Here is a 20,374-nt window from a genome sequence, read left to right as displayed (position 1 = left end):
CTAAGATAACCTACATCAGGGCACAATTATGCAAGAATTCTCGGACTTTTTACGTCATCGCTGCGCCTACGTGGCTACTGCCAAGTTTAAACCGGGGAAATTCCCAGAAGCCCAAAAACTCTTCGAAAAGGCAGTAGCTACCTACAAAACCGGCTTCAAAGGAGCATATCTATTCCAAAAACCTAACACCGACGAAGGTATCGCCTTTATCATCTGGGACAAAATTGACGACATGGAGGACAATCGCAACCCCGTCCACGATCAGATTCTAGAAGAAATGAAACACCTCTTCGCCGCACCCCCGGAAACCAATTTTTACGAAGTCCTCACCGAGATCACTGTTCCCTCTTAATACCTTTGTAACAAAGAAACCACAAACTGTTACAGTTCATAACAAAGATGCACAGGATAGGGGCGGGAGGTGGTAGCATGGCCCAGATAGCAAATAGTACTTAAAAAAGCCAGAAATATATGAGCGAAACCATCCAATTAACCGGTAAAACCCCCAAATTCGGCGGAAGCACCGGTGGCCTACTCTCCGCCGCCGACAGGGAGGAAAAATATGCCATCACCTGGACTAGTCCCAAAGAACAGGTTTTTGAAATGCCCACCGGCGGTGCCGCTATTATGCATGAAGGGGAGAATATCCTGTATTTTGCCCGTAAAGAACAGTGTCTAGCCCTAGGCACCCAACTGCGCACTAAATTCAAACCCAAAATCGAAAACTACAAAATCTACCGCATCTACCCCAACGGCGAAATCCAATATCTCCACCCCGCCGATGGTGTCTTCCCCGAAAAAGTCAACGAGGGCAGACAATATCATGGTAAAAAAGACAGAAGAATAGGCCAAAACCCTGAACCGGCTACCCTCAAATTCTCCGGTAAAGCCCCCTATGACGTTTAACTTTATTGCAATTGATCTTGTAACATGATATAACAGGGAAGAGCGTATCACTACGTGCTCAGCTACGAGCCCATGGCGATGCGCTCCCTCCCCCATACCCCAATCCCCATTCCCCTGTTATGACGGAAAGACCTAAAATTATTGTCCTGGACGACGACCCCACTGGCAGTCAAACAGTTCACAGTTGTTTACTCCTCCTACAGTGGGATGTGGATACCCTTGTAGAAGCACTGCAAGACAACTGCCCCATCTTCTTTGTCCTCACCAACACCCGCGCCCTGCCCTCAGAACAAGCAGCACAGGTTACTCGTGAAGTGTGTCGTAACCTAAAAAAAGCTATCCAGCTGGCCTCTTTGCCAGACTACCTTATTGTAAGTCGCTCAGACTCCACCCTCAGAGGACACTACCCCCTGGAAACAGATGTAATAGCAGAGGAATTAGGCCCTTTTTCCGCCCACTTCCTCATCCCAGCCTTCTTTGAAGGAGGCAGAATCACCCGCAACTCCACCCATTATCTCATCATAGACGGAAGGGAAACGCCAGTCCACGAAACCGAATTTGCCAAAGATTCCGTATTCGGCTACCATCACAGTTATCTGCCTTTGTATGTGGAGGAAAAAACTAAGGGAAAAATTAAGGCAGAACAAGTAGAAAGATTCCTATTAGACGACATCCGTAGGGGCGTCCAAACCCGTCTCCGTCAGCTAGAAAATAACCAGTGTGTGGTGGTAGACGGGGAAACTCAAGAAGATTTTGACAGGTTTGCCCAAGACATCCTTACAGTAGCCAAGGAAGGCAAAAAATTCCTCCTCCGCAGTGCCGCAAGCATCCTCACCTCCCTCGCCGGCCTAGGCCCACAACCTATCCCCCCCGCCGAAATGGCTAAGTACAAACCTAATAATAACAGGGGCGTAGTCATAGTTGGCTCCCACGTCAAAAAAACTACTCAACAGCTAAATAAACTCCTCTCCCTCCCCGACACCTATGGCATCGAAGTAGATGTGGCCATCCTCAAAGATGACCTACAACAGAGAGACAATATTATTGCAAAAGCCCTAGCAGAAGTAAAACACGCCCTGGCAGAAGACAAAACCCCCGTCGTCTACACCAGTAGAGAAGAATTGACTTTCCCCTCTGTCCACTCCCGTCTTCAATTCGGCAAACAAGTCTCCTCCGTGTTGATGGATATTGTTCGTGGTTTGCCCCGCCATATCGGCTTTCTCATCAGCAAGGGAGGCATCACCTCTAATGACGTCCTCAGTGATGGCCTCAGTCTCAGAGTCGCCAGATTGTTGGGTCAGATAATACCCGGATGTTCCGTTATTACTACCCCCGACAATCACCCTCTTTTCCCCCACCTGCCAGTGGTACTATTCCCTGGTAACGTCGGCGATGAAAACTCCCTGGTAACTGTCTATCAACGTCTCAGTAGAACACTTTCCTGAATTCCCCTCCCCCCTTGGGCGCCCTTTTTCCCCCTACTCACTCCAGCAAACCAACAACTGTAAAGTCAAGCTGAGTACTAACAACAATTGGCTAAACTGGAACTATACCTTATAAGTAAAAACGCAGGATATAACAAATTGTAGTTGCCTCCCAACCCCCGGATCTGTTATGATCGAGGGGTTGTTTTCCACCTCCCTTCCGCTTATGGGCAAAAAGCCAACTATCGCCATCACTCACCTCGGCTGTGAAAAAAACCGTATTGACACTGAACACATGCTGGGATTACTGGCCCAGGCTGGCTATGGGGTTGATGCTAACGAAGAATTGGCTGATTATGTCATTGTAAATACTTGTAGTTTTATAGAAGACGCCCGTAGAGAATCAGTCAGAACCCTAGTAGAATTGGCGGAAAACAATAAAAAAATTATTATCGCGGGGTGCATGGCACAACACTTTAAGGACATTTTACTGGCAGAAATACCCGAAGCAGTAGCTATAGTTGGCACCGGCGACTATCAGAATATAGTAGACATAATAAAGAAAGTGGAATCGGGAGAAAGAGTAAAGGCCGTATCCGAAAACCCCACCTTTATAGCCGACGAGACTATTCCCCGTTATCGCACCACCACTGAGGGAGTCGCCTATCTCAGAATCGCCGAGGGCTGCGACTACAACTGCTCCTTTTGCATTATCCCCCACCTTAGGGGCAAACAAAGATCCCGCCCTATCGAGTCCATCGTTAGAGAGGCACAACAGTTGGCAGACGAGGGAGTACAAGAATTAATCCTTATCTCCCAGATTACCACCAACTACGGCGTAGACCTCTATGGCGAACCAAAACTGGCAGAATTGTTAAAAGCCCTCGGCAAAGTAGACATACCCTGGATTAGACTGCTATACTGTTACCCCACCGGCCTCACCGATAAGGTGATTGAAGCTATCGCCACCACCGACAATGTCCTGCCATACCTGGATTTGCCCCTCCAACACTCCCACCCTGAAATCCTCAAACGCATGAATCGTCCCTGGCAAGGCAGAGTCAATGACGAAATCATCGAACGTGTCAAAACCGCCCTGCCAGATGCTATACTGAGAACCACCTTTATCGTCGGCTTCCCCGGCGAAACTGAACAACACTTCCAACATCTGTTACAATTCGTAAAAAGACATCAGTTTGACCATGTCGGGGTTTTCACCTTCTCCCCAGAAGAGGGCACTAAGGCCTATAACATGAGTGAACAAGTGCCCGAAAAAGTCAAGGAGGAAAGGCGTAATAGGTTAATGGAAGTACAACAACCCATTGCCGCTTCCAAAAATAAGGCGGAGGTGGGCAAGATAGTGCCTGTACTGCTCGAACAAGAAAACCCCGCAACCGGTGAAATGATAGGACGCTCACCCCGTTTCGCCCCCGATGTGGACGGCCTAGTCTATGTCAAGGGAGTGGCAACCCTCGGGCAAATAACCCCCGTCCTCATCACCGCCGCCGATGTCTATGACCTCTACGGTGAAACAGTTTAGTCCCATACTGTGGCCGTAGAGCTATCTTTAGTACACGTCTGAAACACACAGTACACATGACTACATCATTCGCAAGTCTAGGACTCTCCCCCTCTCTAGTCGCCCAATTGGACAGAATCGGCTTTGTAACACCCACCAAGATCCAGTCCCTGGCCATACCCCAAATTCTATCAGGCCACGACGTGGTAGGACAATCCCAAACCGGCACCGGCAAAACAGCCGCCTACTCCCTGCCCATTGTAGAACTAATAGAACCCAATAACAAACAAGTCCAAGCCCTCGTCCTCACCCCCACCAGAGAATTGGCTCAACAGGTGGCTGAATTCCTAAAAGACGTCATAGGCAAGGAAAAAATCTATGTTTTGACTGTCTACGGCGGCCAATCTATTGAAAGACAAATCCGCATGCTCGAAAAAGGTGTCCACATCGTAGTAGGCACCCCCGGACGTATCATTGACCTGTTGAATCGAGGTAATCTTCGCCTTGACTGCCTCCGCTATGTAGTTTTGGATGAGGCCGATGAGATGTTAAGTATGGGCTTCATCGACGATGTGAGACAAATCCTCTCCCAAACTCCCCCTTCCCGTCAAACTACCTGCTTCTCCGCCACCATGCCTAAGGAAATTCAACAACTTATCCAGGATTTCCTCCGAAACCCCGTCTACGTCACCGGCGATCAACCCCAGACTACCCCCTCCCAAATTGAACAATACGTCTATTTTGTCCCCCGCGGCTGGACCAAAACTAAAGCCCTCCTCCCCATCCTGGAAATTGAAGCCCCACAATCTGGTATTATTTTTGTACGCACTAAAAAGACAGCCTCAGAACTGACGGCAAGGCTACAAGAGGCAGGATTGAGTGTGGACGAGTACCACGGGGATTTAAGTCAAGCCCAAAGGGAAAGACTTATTCAACGCTGGCGAGAAGGCAAAATTAAGTTGGTAGTGGCTACCGATATTGCCGCCAGGGGTTTGGACGTCTCTGACTTGAGCCATGTGTTTAATTTTGACTTACCTGATAACACAGAAACCTACATCCATAGAATAGGACGCACCGGCAGGGCAGGAAAAGAAGGAAAGGCTATATCCCTAGTAGAAGCCAGTGAGCGTCGTCTGTTGAGGCAAATCGAACATCGTCTCAATAAAACCCTAAAAGTCACCCCCCTCCCCACCAGGGCACAGGTGGAAAACAAACGCATGCAAAAACTCATGGCACAGGTTAAAGACACCCTTGCTGGGGAAAGACTGGCCTCCTTCCTACCTCTGGTCAAGGAACTACAAGGAGAATACGAACCCGCCGCCATCGCCGCCGCCGCCCTCCAATTGCTCTACGACCGCGATTGTCCCTCCTGGTTGCAAGAAGACTGGGAAGTGCCCCCCCCCGCCCCCAGCAAACCCTCCCTCAGGGGCAATTTCCGCAAGCCCAAGCGCTCAGTTCCCTCTCTCTAACGGCGGTGGACATAGTTTTGTCTCCTCTACGGTGGTTTGGGGGGTGTATTCCACATAGGGCAGATTGGCCCCCCTCAGACCCCTCCTAATCCTCTCGGGGGTTTGCGGGAATACTACAAATAGGGGGTGGAGCTCCTCCGCTACATCACTAAACATGTGTGCTTCAGTAGGGGGCATAATCCACTCGTACTCCTTGTTGAGATACACCTGACACCGCCGCCAACGTCTCAGTAAGTCAGAAAAATCCTCTCCAGGACGATGGATAAATACTAGTATCTCCACCCCCACCTTGATTTTCCACTCCGGATCACACATTAGGATAGCTATATCACAAGGAATTGGTGTCACCTCATTGCTCGCCTCTGGAGACAACTCCTCTGCCCGGTAAACTGTTCTTAGATTCTTAACCCTGGCTACTGGCAGCGGGATTGTTATCACACTCTCTGTTGGCCTCCTCATACTGGGAATCATCTCTAGATATTGTCTGTAAGCTCCCAGTAAGGACACCACCCTGTGACGATTGCTATAATCTGCTAATGCCGTCTCATATTCTGATTTTCTTACTGACATGCCCCACCTTTTTTTCCAGTTCCCTCTTCCAGTATAACAATCAATCCCTATAAGCCAATCCTATAAACCAGGACCACCCTTTACGCTAAACTATCCTCTGCATCTAATTTTGTCTTTACCACTATGCTAGAACTATTACCCCCCAATTTACAGAGACTACAAGGACAAGTAGCAATTATTACCGGAGCCTCCAGGGGCATCGGCAGGGCAACCGCCCTAGCTTTGGCTTGTGAGGGGGCGAAAATTGTCGTTAACTATGCCAGCAACAGTCAAGCCGCAGAAGCAGTAGTCAACACCATCTTAGCCGCCGGCGGAGAAGCTATTGCCATTCAAGCTGATGTGTCAAAAGCTGAACAGGTGGAGGAGATGGTCAAAACCACCCTCGATAAATGGGGCAGAATTGACATCCTCGTCAACAATGCCGGCATTACCCGAGACACCCTCCTGTTACGCATGAAATTGGAAGACTGGCAGGCGGTTATCGACTTGAATCTCACCGGCGTCTTCCTCTGTTGCAAGGCCGTCGGTAAGGTGATGCTTAAACAAAGAAGTGGGGTCATTATCAACGTCTCCTCCGTTGCTGGACAAATGGGCAATCCAGGACAGGCTAATTATAGTGCCGCCAAGGCTGGAATCATCGGCCTCACCAAAACCCTCGCTAAAGAATTCGCCTCCCGGGGGATAAGAGTAAATGCAGTGGCCCCGGGTTTCATCGAAACTGATATGACTAGTGGCCTACAGGCAGAGGAGATTCTTAAACTCATCCCCCTCAATCGTTTTGGCAAACCAGAAGAAGTTGCCGGCATGATTCGCTTCCTCGCCGCCGACGAGGCCTCCCGCTACATCACCGGCCAAGTCTTCAATGTGGATGGCGGTATGGTCATGTAAGTCTTATACCCTACGGCTAAACCCCTAACAGTGGGAGAGAATTTCCTCATCTATGCTAAAGTCCACCTCTGCCTTATCTCTCCCCTTGGCAAGATAGTCATTCTCAAAAGAGTCTCTTAACCCCGACACCAAGTCGTATTGAGGTTGCCAATTCAAATCCCTTTGGGCCTTAGAAATATCCGCAAAAAAGTGTTGTATCCTCAGGGGAAAAGCCTTTCTTTTGCCAAAATTAAACTTATTCGCGTCATAGTACCTGATTTCCACCTCCTCTGGCTTTTTCCCCATCGCCTCCGCACAAGCCAAAGCTAAACCCGTAAAAGTAACGTATCTGTCACCAGATATATTGTAAATCTGACCAACCGCCTTGGAGTTGCCTAGAATTAGACTCATGGCTTTGGCCAAGTCATAGACATGTCCCAACTGGGTTATATACAATCCACCATCGGGGATAGGAATTGGCCTATTACGCACTAGCCTGTCAAAAAACCAAGCCTCCAGGTCATTATAGTTGCCAGGACCGTATATGTAAACTGGACGCACCGAGGTAAAAGGTACTCCTTGTGCCTGCAAATAGGCTTCAGTTTCGTATTTACCCTTGTGGCGACTTTCTGGATCAATAGCATCTGTTTCCCGGTGAGGCAGTTGGTGGGAGGGAAGATAAACCCCCGCCGAACTTACATACACAAAATGAGAGACTTTATTGCCAAACAATTCCACCAACGGCTTGGTATCTTCCAATTCTCTCCCGCTGTTGTCAAAAATCGCATCGAAATGCATCCCTCCTAGTTTTTCCTTCAACTCAGGGGTGTTTTTGCGATCGCCATGTATTTGTTCAACCCCTTCTACTGGTGGCGGATTATTCCCCCTATTGAAGAGCACTACAGAATGTCCCTGTGACACTAAGATTTTAGTCAGGGAAACCCCAATAAAACGAGTCCCCCCCATTATTAATATCCGCATACACCGTAATAGGCTAATGGTACTGTTAATTATTATCCCCTAATGTAGCGGAAAGTGAGATTTATACGAGCTGTTACAGGCTTAGAGGTTTTTGGAATACCGTGTAGCCAGTGCTTTTGCGTTTCACCCCCCATTATCAAAAGACTACCATGACGTAGTACTATCTCCCCCCTTTTAGGATTCCTTTTATCCTTAGGTCTTAGTAAAAAACGCCTTTCACCCCCAAAACTCACAGAAGCAATCAAGGGATTTTCCCCCAATTCCCTCTCATCATCACTATGCCATCCCATACTATCCTTTCCATCGCGGTACAAATTCAACAACACACAATTAAAACTACTCCCGACAAACCCTTCCACCTTTTCCCTTAGCGACAACAACACCCCATTCCAGGGTTTAGGATAAAAAGTCAAACCCGAGTAGCTGTATACAGCCTCAGCATCTCCATACCATGCCGTCAGCCGTGGCATTTTGTAGGTTTTGCCAAAGAGAGTTATTTCCTTCTCTTCCCAGACAATCTCATTTTTTAGCCTTTCAAAATAACAATCCGCCTCTTCTTTGGCCAAAAAATCTTCGTAATAAAATATTTCACTCAATGGCAAATCCAATCTCATCTTTCATCCCTCTTTCTTTTCTCTTTCTTGTTCTTTTCCGTTGCCAATCTTTTCCCTTTTTTCCCCACTATATCTATTATTCCCCACACCCCCTTGACATTCTTTTTTTCTCATGATAGGATGGGGGCATGGCGGCAGGCGAAAGGACTGCCAAGACACTGCGCCTGAAAAATTTTTAAATGAGAATAATTATAGACAATATAGGTAAGAGGGAGGGTGGTGGGCTCCATGGCGGGGGTGCCAGAAGAAATGAGAGCAGGCAAAAAGGAGAGGGGGAGAGAAGGATTCATGAAGAAGAGAAGAGATAAATGCCATACCCCATATGGCAATAACCCTCGTTCCAATTTCCCTAATTCATAGTAATCCTGAGATTTTCAAACCAAGAGTGAATCAAATCACTACAAGCCCTTTTCTCGACACCCGCCCAAACCCTTACCCGGTGGTTAGAAGCCTCACTGTCTATCAAATTTAAAACAGTACGCACCGCTCCCGTCTTAAAATCATCCGCACCATATACTAAGACGCCCAGCCTAGCCTGAACTATTGCACCCACACACATCATACAGGGCTCTAAAGTTACATACAGAATACAGTTTTCCAAACGCCAACTTCCCAACTTTTTACAAGCCCTTTCAATTGCCAGGATTTCGGCATGTGCCAACGGCGACTGCAACTCCTGCTTTCTGTTGTGAGCCTTCGCCACCAGCCTATTTTCCCCATCCACTATCACCGCGCCCACCGGTATTTCTCCCTTTTTCCCCGCCACAAAAGCTTCCTTTAACGCCTCCCTCATCCAATACTGGTGTCTTTCTAACTCCTCCATACCCTCCTATATAAATTCTCCTCCAATCCCATGTTACCCAATCCCTCTCTACCCCCCACATGTGATAGGAGGGGGGCATGGCGGCAGGCGAAAGGACTGCCAAGACACTTGGGCTGGCAAAAACATTATTAAAAATAATTAGCAATAGTATTGGAAATTTGGGAAAGAAAGGTAAAAGTAGAGAATTAGAAAGACAGAATTAAAATGAGAAAAAAAAAAAATAGTGCCGGGAAAAAATAAACAAGGGAGAGGAAAAGGATGTTAGACAATGTGGATCTGAGGGTGGAGTTGGACAGGGAAAGCTACAGGGAAAAGGCAAAGGAGTTGATGTGGGAGTTGCATTTGCTACAAGAGAGGTGTTGGCAGGAGAAACTAGGGGTGATAGTGGTACTAGAAGGATGGGCAGCAGCGGGGAAGGGCAAAGCAGTGAAGAAAATGACGAAACACATGGATCCACGGGGTTTTAGAGTACACCCCACCCTGCCTCCCACACCGGAAGAACAAAAATACCCATTTCTGTGGCGTTTCTGGCAAAAACTCCCCCCCCACGGCCGAATAGACGTATTCTACCACAGTTGGTACACCCATGTGCTAGAGGATAGACTGTTTGGCAGGGTAAAACCCCAACAGGTGCCATTATACATGCGGGATATAAATGCCTTTGAAAGACAACTGGCGGACGGTGGATATGTGATTATCAAATTCTGGTTACATCTTAGCGAAAAGGAACTCAAAAAACGCCTGAAAAGCTATGAGAAAGACGAGTTAGAATCCTGGCGGGTAAGAAAAGAGGATTGGCAACAACTGAAGAACTACGAGAAGTACAAACAATTGGCAGAAGAAATGCTAATTTATACCAGCACAGGAGTAGCCCCCTGGATTGTGGTAGAAGCCAATTGTCAAAGATGGGCAAGGGTTAAAATTCTCACTCAGATGGTGGCTAGAATCAAAGCCGCCTTGGCGGAAAAAAAAGTCTTATCAGAAGCAGAACATATACAGGTTTGTCATCAGGAGCAACTATCTCCCACTGAACCAGACTTCCTAGCAAAGGTAGATTTGAGTCTCAGTCTCCCAAAGTCTGAATACAAAAAAATACTTAAGGAATACCAAGTTAGACTGCGTCGCCTCCAAAAAGAGATCTTCGAGAAAAATATCGGGGTGGTAATGGTTTTTGAAGGATGGGATGCAGCCGGGAAAGGGGGGACTATAAAAAGAGTAACAGATATTCTGGATCCGCGTAGTTATGAGGTACACGCCTTTGCTGCACCTAGCCCAGAGGAAAAACAATATCACTATTTGTGGCGTTTTTGGCGTAGTCTGACGCCCCTGGGAAAAATTGCCATCTTCGACCGCAGTTGGTACGGCCGAGTTTTGGTAGAGAGGGTGGAAGGATTTGCCACAGAAACCGAATGGCGTCGCGCCTATAGAGAAATCAACGAGTTTGAGGCTCAGTTGGCCACTTGCAACTATTTAGTACTTAAATTCTGGCTACACATCAGCCCGGAGGAACAATTGAAACGCTTTCAAGAACGTCAAAATGACCCCTATAAAAACTATAAACTAACCGAGGAGGACTGGCGCAATCGCGAAAAATGGAACCTGTACTATGTCGCAGTCAACCAAGCCATCGCCCAAACCAGTACTGCCCTCGCCCCCTGGCAAATTGTCTCTGCCAACAGTAAGTACTATGCTAGAATACAAGTATTAGACACAACGGTAGAGGCCATCAGAAAGAAACTGGGAGAATAAACCTGTATTGAGTTGATATTATAATAGAGAAAAGAGACCATAAGGGGCTGGATAGGAAACAAACACATCCGGCGAAGGGAGCGAGTTGCTTGTATGATGCTACAATCCAGGTCAAATTTGCCCGATATAGAGAGTATTTACCGTTTCGACATTATCTCGCAGAAAAAAGAGGAAATCTGGTCGGCCACTGTGCCCATGGTAGTAGAAACCTCCGGCATGGGGGAAAAGGTTTTTGATATATACTCCCGCCTGTTGCGGGAAAGGATTGTCTTCTTGGGCACGCCTATTGACGACAAGGTGGCGGACACTATAGTGGCCCAGTTACTCTACTTGGAAGCCGAGGATCCGGAAAAAGATATCTATCTATATATTAACTCCCCCGGGGGGTCAGTATATGCCGGACTGGCCATCTATGACACCATGCAACAAATCCAGCCGGATGTTAGCACCATCTGTTACGGATTGGCCGCAAGTATGGGGGCATTTCTCCTGTCCGGTGGGGCAAAAGGAAAACGAATGGCATTGCCCAACGCCCGCATTATGATCCACCAGCCCCTGGGCGGCGCCCAAGGTCAAGCCAGCGATATTGAGATCCAAGCCAGGGAAATCCTCTATATCAAACAAAGACTCAATGAATTGCTGGCCGAACACACTGGACAGCCCATAGAGAGAATTGCCGCTGACACAGAAAGGGATTTTTATATGTCCTCCATCGAGGCACAAGAGTATGGCCTTATAGACAGGGTCATCCTCCGAGAAGGAGTGAGTCTACCCCTTAGCCGTAACTCCCTCAACTGGAATGAACTGTTATAGCCCTATGACAACAGATTTTACCGTCTTTCTACCACCCTATATTTGAGCTTATGTCCAAATTTGATTCCCACCTCAAATGCTCCTTCTGTGGCAAATCCCAAGAACAGGTTCGCAAACTCATTGCTGGACCGGGGGTGTACATTTGTAATGAGTGTGTAGAGCTGTGTAACGAGATCCTGGAGGAGGAATTAGGTCCCGCCAACAGAAGTCACTCCTCGGGGACCAAATCCTACTCCCGTTCCCAGTCCTATTCCTCAAGACGTGGTAGCAGTTACAGCCGGGGTTATCTGACAAAACTACCTAAACCCAAAGAGATAAAGGCTCAGTTGGATCAATATGTTATTGGACAAGAAGAGGCCAAAAAGATTCTCTCGGTTGCAGTATACAATCACTACAAGCGTATTAATGCCAATCTGATGGGAAGGGGAGAGGAAGAAGAGGTAGAGCTGCAAAAGTCAAATATACTGTTGATAGGCCCCACGGGGTCTGGTAAAACCCTTCTAGCTCAAACTCTGGCGAAAATACTAGATGTGCCCTTTGCCATTGCCGACGCCACTACCCTCACCGAGGCAGGTTACGTGGGAGAGGACGTGGAAAATATCCTCCTCCGTTTGCTGCAGGTGGCCAATTTTGACGTGGAGGAAGCCCAAAGAGGGATCGTATACATCGATGAAATAGATAAGATAGCTAGAAAGGGCGAAAATCCATCCATTACCAGAGACGTGTCTGGGGAAGGAGTACAACAGGCCCTGCTCAAAATGTTAGAAGGCACGATAGCTAATGTCCCCCCCCAAGGTGGGAGAAAGCACCCTTATCAAGATTGTATTCCTGTCGACACTAAGAATATTTTATTCATCTGCGGTGGTGCCTTTGTGGGACTGGAGAAGATAGTAGAACAGGACAAGGGCAGGAGGGCTTTCGGGTTTGAGATTGTACCAGAAGATAACAGTAGAGAAAAAAGACTGGCAAGGGCGGCCCGTCAGTTGGAAGCAGAACACTTGGTACGTTTTGGCCTTATCCCCGAATTTGTGGGACGTCTACCGGTGGTGGCTGTATTGGAACCCCTCAGTGAAGAAGCACTAATGGAAATTCTAACAGGTCCCCGCAATGCCCTAGTAAAACAATACCAAAAACTATTGGGTATGGACAACGTGGTTTTGGAGTTTGAACCTGAGGCATTACGTGCCATAGCCCAAGAGGCCTACCGTCGCCAAACGGGTGCTAGAGCCCTCCGTAGCATTGTGGAGGAAATCATGTTAGACGTAATGTACGAGTTGCCATCCCGTCAAGACGTCCACCACTGTGTCATCACCAAAGAAATGGTAGAAAAACGTAGTACTGCCCAGTTGCTCATCCACCCCACCTCCTTGCCCAAGTCTGAGTCTGCCTAGTTGACTGGCGTCGGGCAAATCAATATGATGGAAGGGTTATAAGAATATTCTTTTGTCCTGTCGCAACAATGATGGTAGCAACTGTAGAGGCAGCTAAACAGCAGAATCGTCGTCCTGTTTTCCCCTTCACCGCTATTGTAGGCCAGGAGGAGATGAAACTGGCCCTTTTGCTGAACGTAATCGATCCCAAAATCGGCGGCGTTATGATTATGGGGGATAGAGGCACCGGAAAATCCACCACTATTAGAGCCCTCGCTGACTTGTTGCCGGAAATTGAGGTGGTGGAGAATGACCCCTATAACTCCTCTCCTACTGATTTCGACCTTATGGGGGAAGAGGTAAGAGAAAGAATCCTCCGGGGTGAAACTGTACCCGTCACCCGCAAAAAAGTGCCTATGGTGGACCTCCCCCTCGGCGCCACCGAAGATAGGGTGTGTGGCACCATCGACATCGAAAAGGCTCTCACCGAAGGGGTAAAAGCCTTTGAACCCGGCCTGTTGGCCAAGGCTAACCGTGGGATCCTCTACGTAGACGAGGTCAATCTCCTAGACGACCACCTGGTAGATGTCCTCCTGGACTCCGCCGCCAGTGGCTGGAATACTGTAGAAAGGGAAGGTATTTCCGTCAGACACCCCGCTCGTTTTGTGTTAGTGGGCTCAGGCAACCCAGAAGAAGGGGAACTCCGCCCACAACTTTTAGACCGTTTCGGCATGCATGCCGAAATCAAGACTGTAAAAGATCCCCAATTAAGGGTGCAGATTGTTGAACAGAGAATAGAATTCGATCGCGACCCCCAGGCCTTTATCGCCAAATACCAGGATAAACAAGAAGCACTACAACGTCGGATTGTGGAGGCCCAACGACTGCTCCCCCAGGTTCATATTGACTATGAGCTACGACTGAAAATATCCGAAGTATGTGCCGAGTTGGACATTGATGGTCTGCGGGGGGACATCGTCACCAATCGTGCTGCCAAAGCCCTAGCCGCCTTTGAGGGCAGAACTGAGGTTACAGTGGAGGACATTCGTCGGGTTATGCCCCTTTGTCTCCGTCACCGTCTCCGCAAAGACCCCCTGGAAACCATCGATTCCGGCTACAAGGTGGAAAAATCCGTCAATCGCGTCTTTGGTTTAGAGGTTAACTCCTAGTACCTAACATAATTCCGACTAAAAAAGTCGGGATTTTTTGCAGAGAGGGGGGGCAGCTGTTATACTTACTATAGGCATATAGGGGACTGAGCACAGGAGAAACAAAAGAAATGACACAAACCCTCAGCTACAAGCCGACTTTCACCAAACTGGTGTCTAAAGAAGGGAGTGCAGAATACCCGCTCAAAGCTATCCACGTTTGCGAGGAGACCTTTGCGCCGCTGGAAGTGGCCTACGACTACGAGGCCATCAAAGCCCAGGTAAGTAGGGAGAAAATAGCCCAGGGGCCTAATTCCATCTGGCGTTATAAACCCTTCTTGCCGGTGGAAAGTGAGAATCCCATAGATTTGGGCACGGGCATGACTCCCCTTATCAAATCTAACCGTTTAGCCCGTCGTCTGGGGTTAAAAAATCTCTATATCAAGAATGATGCCGTAAATATGCCCACCCTCAGTTTTAAGGATAGGGTGGTGTCTGTGGCTTTGACTAGAGCAAAGGAATTGGGCTTTACCACTGTTTCCTGTGCCAGTACTGGTAATTTGGCCAATTCTACAGCTGCCATTGCCGCCCATGCGGGTTTGGAATGTTGTGTTTTCATCCCGGCAGACTTGGAGGCAGGGAAGATACTAGGCACTCTGATTTACAATCCCACTGTAATGGCGGTAAAGGGCAATTATGACCAGGTGAATCGTCTTTGCTGTGAGATTGCCAATACATATGGCTGGGGGTTTGTGAATATTAATTTGAGACCCTACTATTCAGAGGGTTCTAAAACACTGGCCTTTGAAGTAGCCGAACAGTTAGGGTGGCGTTTGCCTGACCACATAGTCGCCCCCCTGGCTTCCGGCTCCCTCTTCACAAAAATTTACAAAGGTTTCCAAGAGTTCGTAAAAGTGGGCCTAGTAGAGGACAAGCCGGTGCGTTGTAGTGGCGCACAAGCGGAGGGGTGTGCCCCCATTGCCAAGGCTTTCAAGGAAGGGAGGGATTTTGTAGCCCCAGTCAAGCCCAATACCATTGCCAAGTCCATTGCCATCGGTAATCCCGCGGACGGGATATATGCGTTGGAAATTGCTCGTAAAACAAACGGTTACATAGAAACCGCCACCGATGCCGAGATTATCGAGGGAATTAAACTGTTAGCCGAGACAGAGGGCATTTTCACTGAGACTGCCGGCGGTACCACTATTGCTGTACTGAAAAAACTGGTGGCCTCTGGCAAAATCGACCCTGAGGAGACTGTGGTGGTTTATATCACCGGAAATGGCCTCAAAACCCAGGAGGCAGTCCAGGGGTATTTGTGTGAGCCCCTTGTTATTGAGCCCAAATTGGAAAGTTTTGAGCGGGCATTGGAGCGTTCCCGCACCCTCGAGCGCCTGGAGTGGCAACAGGTTCTTGTATAATCTCTACTGGTTTCTCTATTATTTTCTTCTCTTTTTGTCCTGTGTTGTTGCGATTTGCTACTAGGAAATAGGAAAGATGTCTGTAAGAGTGCTAATTCCGACTCCCCTCCAAAAGTTCACCCAAGATCAGGCCGTGGTGGAGTGTGAGGCGGCCAACATTCAGGAGTTAATCGACGTTTTGGAAAGCAAATTTCCCGGCATCAAGTCTCGCCTCTGCGATGAAAACGGCAATCCCCGTCGTTTCCTTAACTTCTATGTCAACAGTGAGGACATCCGCTTTTTGAGCAACACTGCCACCCCCCTCTCCGACGGCGACGAGGTTAGCATTGTTCCTGCTGTTGCTGGCGGTTGACTTCCCTTCTCCCTCTCTTTCTCTTCTTCCTTTCTTCCCCTTTTGTTGATATTTATTCTCTTTTAAAACCCCTTCGGACTATCCCCTTGGAGCAGGTTCGCAGGGGTTTTTTCTATGGTTCCATCTTCTATATGTGCGCATCTGTTATGCCGGCTTTTTGATTTTATTTATCAATTAAAAAATGAACAGGCACACCCCTGGCAGTCACGCCTCCTGCCGTCCACGCCCCCATTTTAACAAAAGCCGCGCCGGTTGTGTGGCAGCATTAGGAAATGTAAAGGGAAATCTTTACTTTGTTCCTTGGTATTCCAGTATTTTCTTCTTGTATCTATCTCTTGTTGTCAATTTTTTTTTAGAATTGCTGCCAAGGTTGTCCCCATTGTTGGACTATTTTATGGAGAATAGTTTGGCATTAATCCCTAATAGGCCCGTGAGTATAACTGACGGGAAATGCTAGGCATTGCCTCAATGCTGTCTATGCCCTTGGTAAGGTTAGATTTTAATGACTAGCCTTTGTACTGTCTATTTTCTGGTTAAGATCAGCTTATCTCTCTTTATCTTTAAAGTTCGTTACATCTACCTCCACTAGGCTTATTTTTCTTTCTAAATTTTCCAGTTTTCCCCCTATGTTATCCATGTTTCCCTCTATTTTGTTTAATGTGGTCCCCATGTCTACTTCTATTTTCTAATTCATTCTCCCTTCGTTTTTCTCCCTTGCTTTGTCTTATCTCATCCTATCATAATCCCAATATCTCCACTATAAGGCAATGGACAGTAGGCTTTTGAGCCGGAAAGGGGCCAAGACAACTGCAACCATGTAGCAATTAATTTGTTGACAGAAAAATCCACGACGACAGTATTTTCACCAGTCGCCCCACCCCCCATTTTACTCCATCTTATCCTTAAAGGCTTCTTTTTGTCAAGATGAAGATTACTGAGCTTCCTCACGTGCTAGCCCAAATGCCTCATAACCGCCAAAAACCCTTTTCCCGTCATCTTCCTATCTATAACTACTCTTGCTTTTAACAATAAAAACACCCCTGAGTACTTTTTATTTATAACTCCCTTCAGTAGTAGGGTGCTTCTCCCTTATCCATTACCCTGAGGGCAAGTTTATTGCACATGTTAAATCTCTGAAACTTTTTCCCATGTTGAGCCTCTTTTTGTAGCTCCATACAACCATGTCATACCGTAGTAGAGTTGTAAACAAAAATTCTGGTGTGATTGCCTACTATATTTCTTTTTATTTCTCCTTTGTAATAGACGTCTCTATAAACTGCTTTCTACCCGCCTGATAGATTTGTTTTCCCACTTTCCCTCTATCCAAAATCGTGGCCCTGTTTGATGTATTTAACCTTATTAAAAACTTTACACAATCTTTACAAAATTGGCCTGCGGGTAATAAAGATTTTTATGTTGTCTAGGGCCTGAATGTTATCTTAATTCAAATGGGCAAAGGGAATTGCTCTTCTCTATGATAAACTGATATGATAAACTGAGGGGGTTGAACAGTAAGAACCTTTGTAGCCTGTTTTTTTTGGGTTATTTCCGTTGGATGTGCTATTATAAACTCCATTTTCTTGTCAAAGAGGTTTATTAGGAGTGCTTCTGTGTTTATTCGTCGAAGGGCCTTTGGATGAGTTTATATGCAGTATCATAACTATGATGTGTGATGGTTGTGGCTGTGCCGGCCATTATTGTAAATTTGTCCAATAGGATTGAGTTTATTAGTTTTTTTTGAGACATTATCAGATTTTTTGAGACTTAGTTAGGGAGAACATTATTTATTATTTTTTGTATATTCTAGGGAGCTCGTGAGGAACTTAACGAGAAAAATGTTATTTATATAAAAATTTTTACCTGATTTATTCTTGTTCGAAATTCAGGGAGAATAAACTTAATTAGAGAGGGAGTTGAATAGGAGTACTGCCTTGGCTGTCAGTTAGTTTTGTTTAAAATCTCCGCCCCCCCTTTCCCCTAAGGCAGCCAAGTGGTAGTATTCTCAATTTTTCCAGTAGAGGCTGAGATTTAACTCAGCAATGTTCTGTTTTCAGGATTATGAAATATTATGAAGTGAGGCTATTACTTTATTTCTCCCCCTTTTTATTTCTCCTTTTCCCTCTCTCTTTCATCTTTCTGGTGTTACTTATAACCGTTATTCTCGACTGCCTCTTGGGAGAAAAGGAAAATTTCCTGATTAATTTTCCTTTAACAACTTCCTACAACCATTTCCAGGACTATCGCAAATCTATGTCATTTAGAACTTTGACAGCCCAAGTTTCTTGACAGTATCTTCACCTGCCGCCCCACTCTCCCTCCATCCTACCCCTAAAACTCTCTTCTTGTCAAGGGGTAATAGGAAAATTTTTTCTACAGAGGCTGGTATGAGAGATTTTTTAGAAGTATAATGGGGGATACCATTAGAGATTTGTACGGGGAGAAAGACCATGGAAATGGAAAGGGTTAGGAGGGGGGAAATAAAACATTTTTATTTGTCATTTTTGGTTTCCCTGTTATTATTTTCAGCGGCGCCAGTGAGGGCTCAAGATAACACTAAAATCCCCCCCCATTTGAGTAAATTGGTGTCACTTATTGATGAGGCAGCTAATGAAAGAAATATTGAAAAAATTAAGGGGCTTCTTTCTCCTCAATTTGCTGGCCAGGATGGTTTGAATCGCGACTTGTTTCTCCAAGCATTGGCAAATTTGTGGCAGAAATATCCCGGAATGCAGTACAGGACAACAATAAAGAATTTTACGGAAAAAGAGGGTAAATATGTAGTGGAAACAGTAACAAACATAGATGGAAAATATGAGGAAGAGGGCCGGGAGTTTAAGATAAAATCGGAAATAACCTCGAGACAGTATTTTGAAAACGGCCTTTTTGCTAAACAGGAAATTCTGAAAGAAAAAACTGAAATCACTAGTGGAAACAACCCGCCTCAGATTGTTGTAAGACTGCCAGAAAGGGTGCGTCCCGGACAAGAGTTCGACTTCGATGTAATATTACAAGAACCATTAGCAGGTGATATTGTTTTGGCAGGAGTGTCCGAGTCTATAGTCTCCCCCTCTCTCCATCTCCAACCTCCTTCTATTGAACTGAATTCTATCTCCTCTGGCGGTATCTTTAAAAGGGTTAACATTCCTACCCCTTCCTCTGACCACTTGTATTCTGCCATCCTTATCCGTGATGGTGGTATTCGTATCATCTCCCTACGCCTTAAAGTTCAACCCTGATTTTCTTTCCCCCTTCTTACACTCTTTTTACCCCCTTTTTTTGAAAACAATTGCCAATAATTTGCAAGTAAAAGATAGCCGGCTTACACGGCCCAAAGTGGCTTATGATTACAAGCCCGTTTACCACCCGCCGCCTGTGGTGGGGGTATAATGAAAGAAAATTCTTGCGAAGGGGTTTTTAGGCTGACAGTTATGTGTATTGGCTGGCATGTGTGTTAACCCTCTGTAGTGGTGGCTTCTGCTAAGACACCATCGGCATCATGTACTGTAGTGGGATTTTACACAACAACGAGGCAAAACCCCCTTGACAGGGAAAATGGCTTCTGTCTGTAAAAGGAAGACAGGGAGGGGAGGAAAGAAGGAAGACTGACATACCCGCCACTTCCCCACTTTTCCGACAAACCACTTTGCCAATCCCGATACCCCCCCTCCCAGCCACGCCCTTCCATTTCTTTTTATTTATTGAAGTTGATTATCAATCATAACAATGAGGGCTACCATTTCCCCTACTTATGCCTTGTAAAATAATTTGATAGTATTTTGCATTCAAAAGAGGGGTATAAGACAACTCTAAAGAAAGTCTTTCTACAGAATCCAGAAGTAGCGGAGTATGGGGTGATTGTCAGGGGGGAGACTAGGGAGGGTAGGTGCCATCTTGTAAAATGACTATTAATACCTGTTATAAGCCGGTATTGGCTGATGGCGGGGGGGAGTTGTGGTTTAGCCATTTTTCCAGGAGGGATTTAAGGGTTGTTTGTTTGATGGGTTTACAGATATAATCCTGCATGCCCGTATCTTGACAGATTTGCCGACTTCTGGTTTCATCATGGGCAGTCATGGCAATGATAGGGGGGGTGGAGGAAGGGGGAGGAGTCGTCGAATCTCTTTGGTGGCAGTGATGCCATCCATCTCCGGCATTTCTATGTCCATGAGTATGAGACTATAAGAGTTTTTGGTGACAGGGTTAATGACTTCTTTGCCGTTATTGGCTATTTCTGCTGCAACCCCCAATTTTGTCAGAAGGGTAAGAATTAGTTTTTGATTAACCTTGTTGTCTTCTGCCACTAGGATGGGGGATGAAGGGTAGGGGTTAGGGGGTAGGGATTGGAAAG

The 20,374-nt window shown here is 46.6% G+C and carries 20 protein-coding genes; 13 read left to right on the top strand and 7 right to left on the bottom strand.

What is annotated here, in order from left to right; translation table 11 throughout:
* The first annotated feature begins 28 nt into the window (after nt 1–28).
* From IGQ44_01615 to IGQ44_01595, 5 genes are all read left to right on the top strand, one after another.
* The gene (locus tag IGQ44_01615) at nt 29–352 is read left to right on the top strand and encodes an antibiotic biosynthesis monooxygenase (GenBank protein ID HIK36677.1); all 324 of its coding nucleotides are present in this window, start codon (nt 29–31) and stop codon (nt 350–352) included.
* Nucleotides 353–471: 119 nt separating this feature from the next.
* Nucleotides 472–906, top strand: coding sequence for a photosystem I reaction center subunit II (locus tag IGQ44_01610; protein ID HIK36676.1), 435 nt, complete (start codon nt 472–474; stop codon nt 904–906).
* A 119-nt stretch (nt 907–1,025) separates the two neighbouring features.
* A complete protein-coding gene (locus IGQ44_01605) occupies nt 1,026–2,351 on the top strand; it encodes a four-carbon acid sugar kinase family protein (protein HIK36675.1) in 1,326 nt (441 codons plus the stop codon).
* Between the two features lie 205 nt (nt 2,352–2,556).
* Entirely contained in the window at nt 2,557–3,870 is a 1,314-nt protein-coding gene (gene rimO / locus IGQ44_01600) for a 30S ribosomal protein S12 methylthiotransferase RimO (GenBank protein ID HIK36674.1), read from the top strand.
* Nucleotides 3,871–3,926: 56 nt separating this feature from the next.
* On the top strand, nt 3,927–5,318 hold the full coding sequence (locus IGQ44_01595; protein HIK36673.1) for a DEAD/DEAH box helicase: 1,392 nt from the start codon (nt 3,927–3,929) through the stop codon (nt 5,316–5,318).
* Here the strand turns inward: IGQ44_01595 and IGQ44_01590 are convergent.
* The gene (locus IGQ44_01590) at nt 5,301–5,888 is read right to left on the bottom strand and encodes a hypothetical protein (protein ID HIK36672.1); all 588 of its coding nucleotides are present in this window, start codon (nt 5,886–5,888) and stop codon (nt 5,301–5,303) included. The two genes, IGQ44_01595 and IGQ44_01590, sit on opposite strands and share 18 nt — an antisense overlap.
* Nucleotides 5,889–6,011: 123 nt before the next feature.
* On the opposite strand from IGQ44_01590, the gene fabG reads away from it, so the two are divergent.
* Nucleotides 6,012–6,776 (top strand): 3-oxoacyl-[acyl-carrier-protein] reductase, encoded by a 765-nt coding sequence (fabG, locus tag IGQ44_01585; GenBank protein ID HIK36671.1) that lies wholly within the window; start codon nt 6,012–6,014, stop codon nt 6,774–6,776.
* A gap of 24 nt (nt 6,777–6,800) precedes the next feature.
* On the opposite strand, the gene IGQ44_01580 is transcribed toward fabG, so the two are convergent.
* The 3 genes from IGQ44_01580 to IGQ44_01570 all read right to left on the bottom strand — a co-directional run bounded on the left by IGQ44_01580 (nt 6,801) and on the right by IGQ44_01570 (nt 9,173).
* Nucleotides 6,801–7,736 (bottom strand): NAD-dependent epimerase/dehydratase family protein, encoded by a 936-nt coding sequence (locus IGQ44_01580; protein HIK36670.1) that lies wholly within the window; start codon nt 7,734–7,736, stop codon nt 6,801–6,803.
* 32 nt (nt 7,737–7,768) lie between these two features.
* Entirely contained in the window at nt 7,769–8,350 is a 582-nt protein-coding gene (locus IGQ44_01575) for an alpha-ketoglutarate-dependent dioxygenase AlkB (protein HIK36669.1), read from the bottom strand.
* Nucleotides 8,351–8,699: 349 nt separating this feature from the next.
* Entirely contained in the window at nt 8,700–9,173 is a 474-nt protein-coding gene (locus IGQ44_01570) for a nucleoside deaminase (GenBank protein HIK36668.1), read from the bottom strand.
* Nucleotides 9,174–9,431: 258 nt separating this feature from the next.
* Here IGQ44_01570 and pap point away from each other — a divergent pair, with 258 nt between their 5' ends.
* The 6 genes from pap (at nt 9,432) to IGQ44_01540 (ending at nt 16,026) form a co-directional block, all read left to right on the top strand.
* Entirely contained in the window at nt 9,432–10,922 is a 1,491-nt protein-coding gene (pap, locus tag IGQ44_01565; protein ID HIK36667.1) for a polyphosphate:AMP phosphotransferase, read from the top strand.
* Nucleotides 10,923–11,018: 96 nt separating this feature from the next.
* A complete protein-coding gene (clpP, locus tag IGQ44_01560) occupies nt 11,019–11,735 on the top strand; it encodes an ATP-dependent Clp endopeptidase proteolytic subunit ClpP (protein ID HIK36666.1) in 717 nt (238 codons plus the stop codon).
* 50 nt (nt 11,736–11,785) lie between these two features.
* Complete coding sequence (gene clpX, locus IGQ44_01555; protein ID HIK36665.1) at nt 11,786–13,126, top strand: ATP-dependent protease ATP-binding subunit ClpX; 1,341 nt, start codon at nt 11,786–11,788, stop codon at nt 13,124–13,126.
* A gap of 71 nt (nt 13,127–13,197) precedes the next feature.
* On the top strand, nt 13,198–14,274 hold the full coding sequence (bchI, locus tag IGQ44_01550) for a magnesium chelatase ATPase subunit I (protein ID HIK36664.1): 1,077 nt from the start codon (nt 13,198–13,200) through the stop codon (nt 14,272–14,274).
* A gap of 110 nt (nt 14,275–14,384) precedes the next feature.
* The gene (locus IGQ44_01545) at nt 14,385–15,674 is read left to right on the top strand and encodes a threonine synthase (protein HIK36663.1); all 1,290 of its coding nucleotides are present in this window, start codon (nt 14,385–14,387) and stop codon (nt 15,672–15,674) included.
* Between the two features lie 76 nt (nt 15,675–15,750).
* On the top strand, nt 15,751–16,026 hold the full coding sequence (locus IGQ44_01540) for a MoaD/ThiS family protein (GenBank protein HIK36662.1): 276 nt from the start codon (nt 15,751–15,753) through the stop codon (nt 16,024–16,026).
* Between the two features lie 729 nt (nt 16,027–16,755).
* Here IGQ44_01540 and IGQ44_01535 read toward each other — a convergent pair.
* Nucleotides 16,756–16,974 carry a hypothetical protein gene (locus tag IGQ44_01535; GenBank protein ID HIK36661.1) on the bottom strand — a complete coding sequence of 73 codons (219 nt, stop codon included), beginning with the start codon at nt 16,972–16,974 and terminating at the stop codon, nt 16,756–16,758.
* A 1,499-nt stretch (nt 16,975–18,473) separates the two neighbouring features.
* Between IGQ44_01535 and IGQ44_01530 the strand changes: the two genes are divergently transcribed.
* Nucleotides 18,474–19,262, top strand: coding sequence for a nuclear transport factor 2 family protein (locus IGQ44_01530; GenBank protein ID HIK36660.1), 789 nt, complete (start codon nt 18,474–18,476; stop codon nt 19,260–19,262).
* A 679-nt stretch (nt 19,263–19,941) separates the two neighbouring features.
* On the opposite strand, the gene IGQ44_01525 is transcribed toward IGQ44_01530, so the two are convergent.
* Nucleotides 19,942–20,100 (bottom strand): hypothetical protein, encoded by a 159-nt coding sequence (locus tag IGQ44_01525; GenBank protein ID HIK36659.1) that lies wholly within the window; start codon nt 20,098–20,100, stop codon nt 19,942–19,944.
* On the bottom strand, nt 20,097–20,374 hold a 278-nt coding region (locus IGQ44_01520; GenBank protein HIK36658.1), incomplete at its 5' end, for a response regulator. The genes IGQ44_01525 and IGQ44_01520, both read right to left, overlap by 4 nt.

This window comes from Geminocystis sp. M7585_C2015_104, from assembly GCA_015295805.1.
In the GTDB taxonomy this organism is placed as follows: domain Bacteria; phylum Cyanobacteriota; class Cyanobacteriia; order Cyanobacteriales; family Cyanobacteriaceae; genus DVEF01.
This window is presented reverse-complemented; position numbering and strand designations above follow the sequence as displayed.

Bases quoted from the DNA above. Each gene is read 5' to 3' on its own strand.
- IGQ44_01615 (HIK36677.1), top strand. From the start codon at position 29: ATGCAAGAATTCTCGGACTTTTTACGTCATCGCTGCGCCTACGTGGCT.
- IGQ44_01610 (HIK36676.1), top strand. From the start codon at position 472: ATGAGCGAAACCATCCAATTAACCGGTAAAACCCCCAAATTCGGCGGA.
- IGQ44_01605 (HIK36675.1), top strand. From the start codon at position 1,026: ATGACGGAAAGACCTAAAATTATTGTCCTGGACGACGACCCCACTGGC.
- rimO (HIK36674.1), top strand. From the start codon at position 2,557: ATGGGCAAAAAGCCAACTATCGCCATCACTCACCTCGGCTGTGAAAAA.
- IGQ44_01595 (HIK36673.1), top strand. From the start codon at position 3,927: ATGACTACATCATTCGCAAGTCTAGGACTCTCCCCCTCTCTAGTCGCC.
- IGQ44_01590 (HIK36672.1), bottom strand. From the start codon at position 5,888: ATGTCAGTAAGAAAATCAGAATATGAGACGGCATTAGCAGATTATAGC.
- fabG (HIK36671.1), top strand. From the start codon at position 6,012: ATGCTAGAACTATTACCCCCCAATTTACAGAGACTACAAGGACAAGTA.
- IGQ44_01580 (HIK36670.1), bottom strand. From the start codon at position 7,736: ATGCGGATATTAATAATGGGGGGGACTCGTTTTATTGGGGTTTCCCTG.
- IGQ44_01575 (HIK36669.1), bottom strand. From the start codon at position 8,350: ATGAGATTGGATTTGCCATTGAGTGAAATATTTTATTACGAAGATTTT.
- IGQ44_01570 (HIK36668.1), bottom strand. From the start codon at position 9,173: ATGGAGGAGTTAGAAAGACACCAGTATTGGATGAGGGAGGCGTTAAAG.
- pap (HIK36667.1), top strand. From the start codon at position 9,432: ATGTTAGACAATGTGGATCTGAGGGTGGAGTTGGACAGGGAAAGCTAC.
- clpP (HIK36666.1), top strand. From the start codon at position 11,019: ATGCTACAATCCAGGTCAAATTTGCCCGATATAGAGAGTATTTACCGT.
- clpX (HIK36665.1), top strand. From the start codon at position 11,786: ATGTCCAAATTTGATTCCCACCTCAAATGCTCCTTCTGTGGCAAATCC.
- bchI (HIK36664.1), top strand. From the start codon at position 13,198: ATGGTAGCAACTGTAGAGGCAGCTAAACAGCAGAATCGTCGTCCTGTT.
- IGQ44_01545 (HIK36663.1), top strand. From the start codon at position 14,385: ATGACACAAACCCTCAGCTACAAGCCGACTTTCACCAAACTGGTGTCT.
- IGQ44_01540 (HIK36662.1), top strand. From the start codon at position 15,751: ATGTCTGTAAGAGTGCTAATTCCGACTCCCCTCCAAAAGTTCACCCAA.
- IGQ44_01530 (HIK36660.1), top strand. From the start codon at position 18,474: ATGGAAATGGAAAGGGTTAGGAGGGGGGAAATAAAACATTTTTATTTG.
- IGQ44_01525 (HIK36659.1), bottom strand. From the start codon at position 20,100: ATGACTGCCCATGATGAAACCAGAAGTCGGCAAATCTGTCAAGATACG.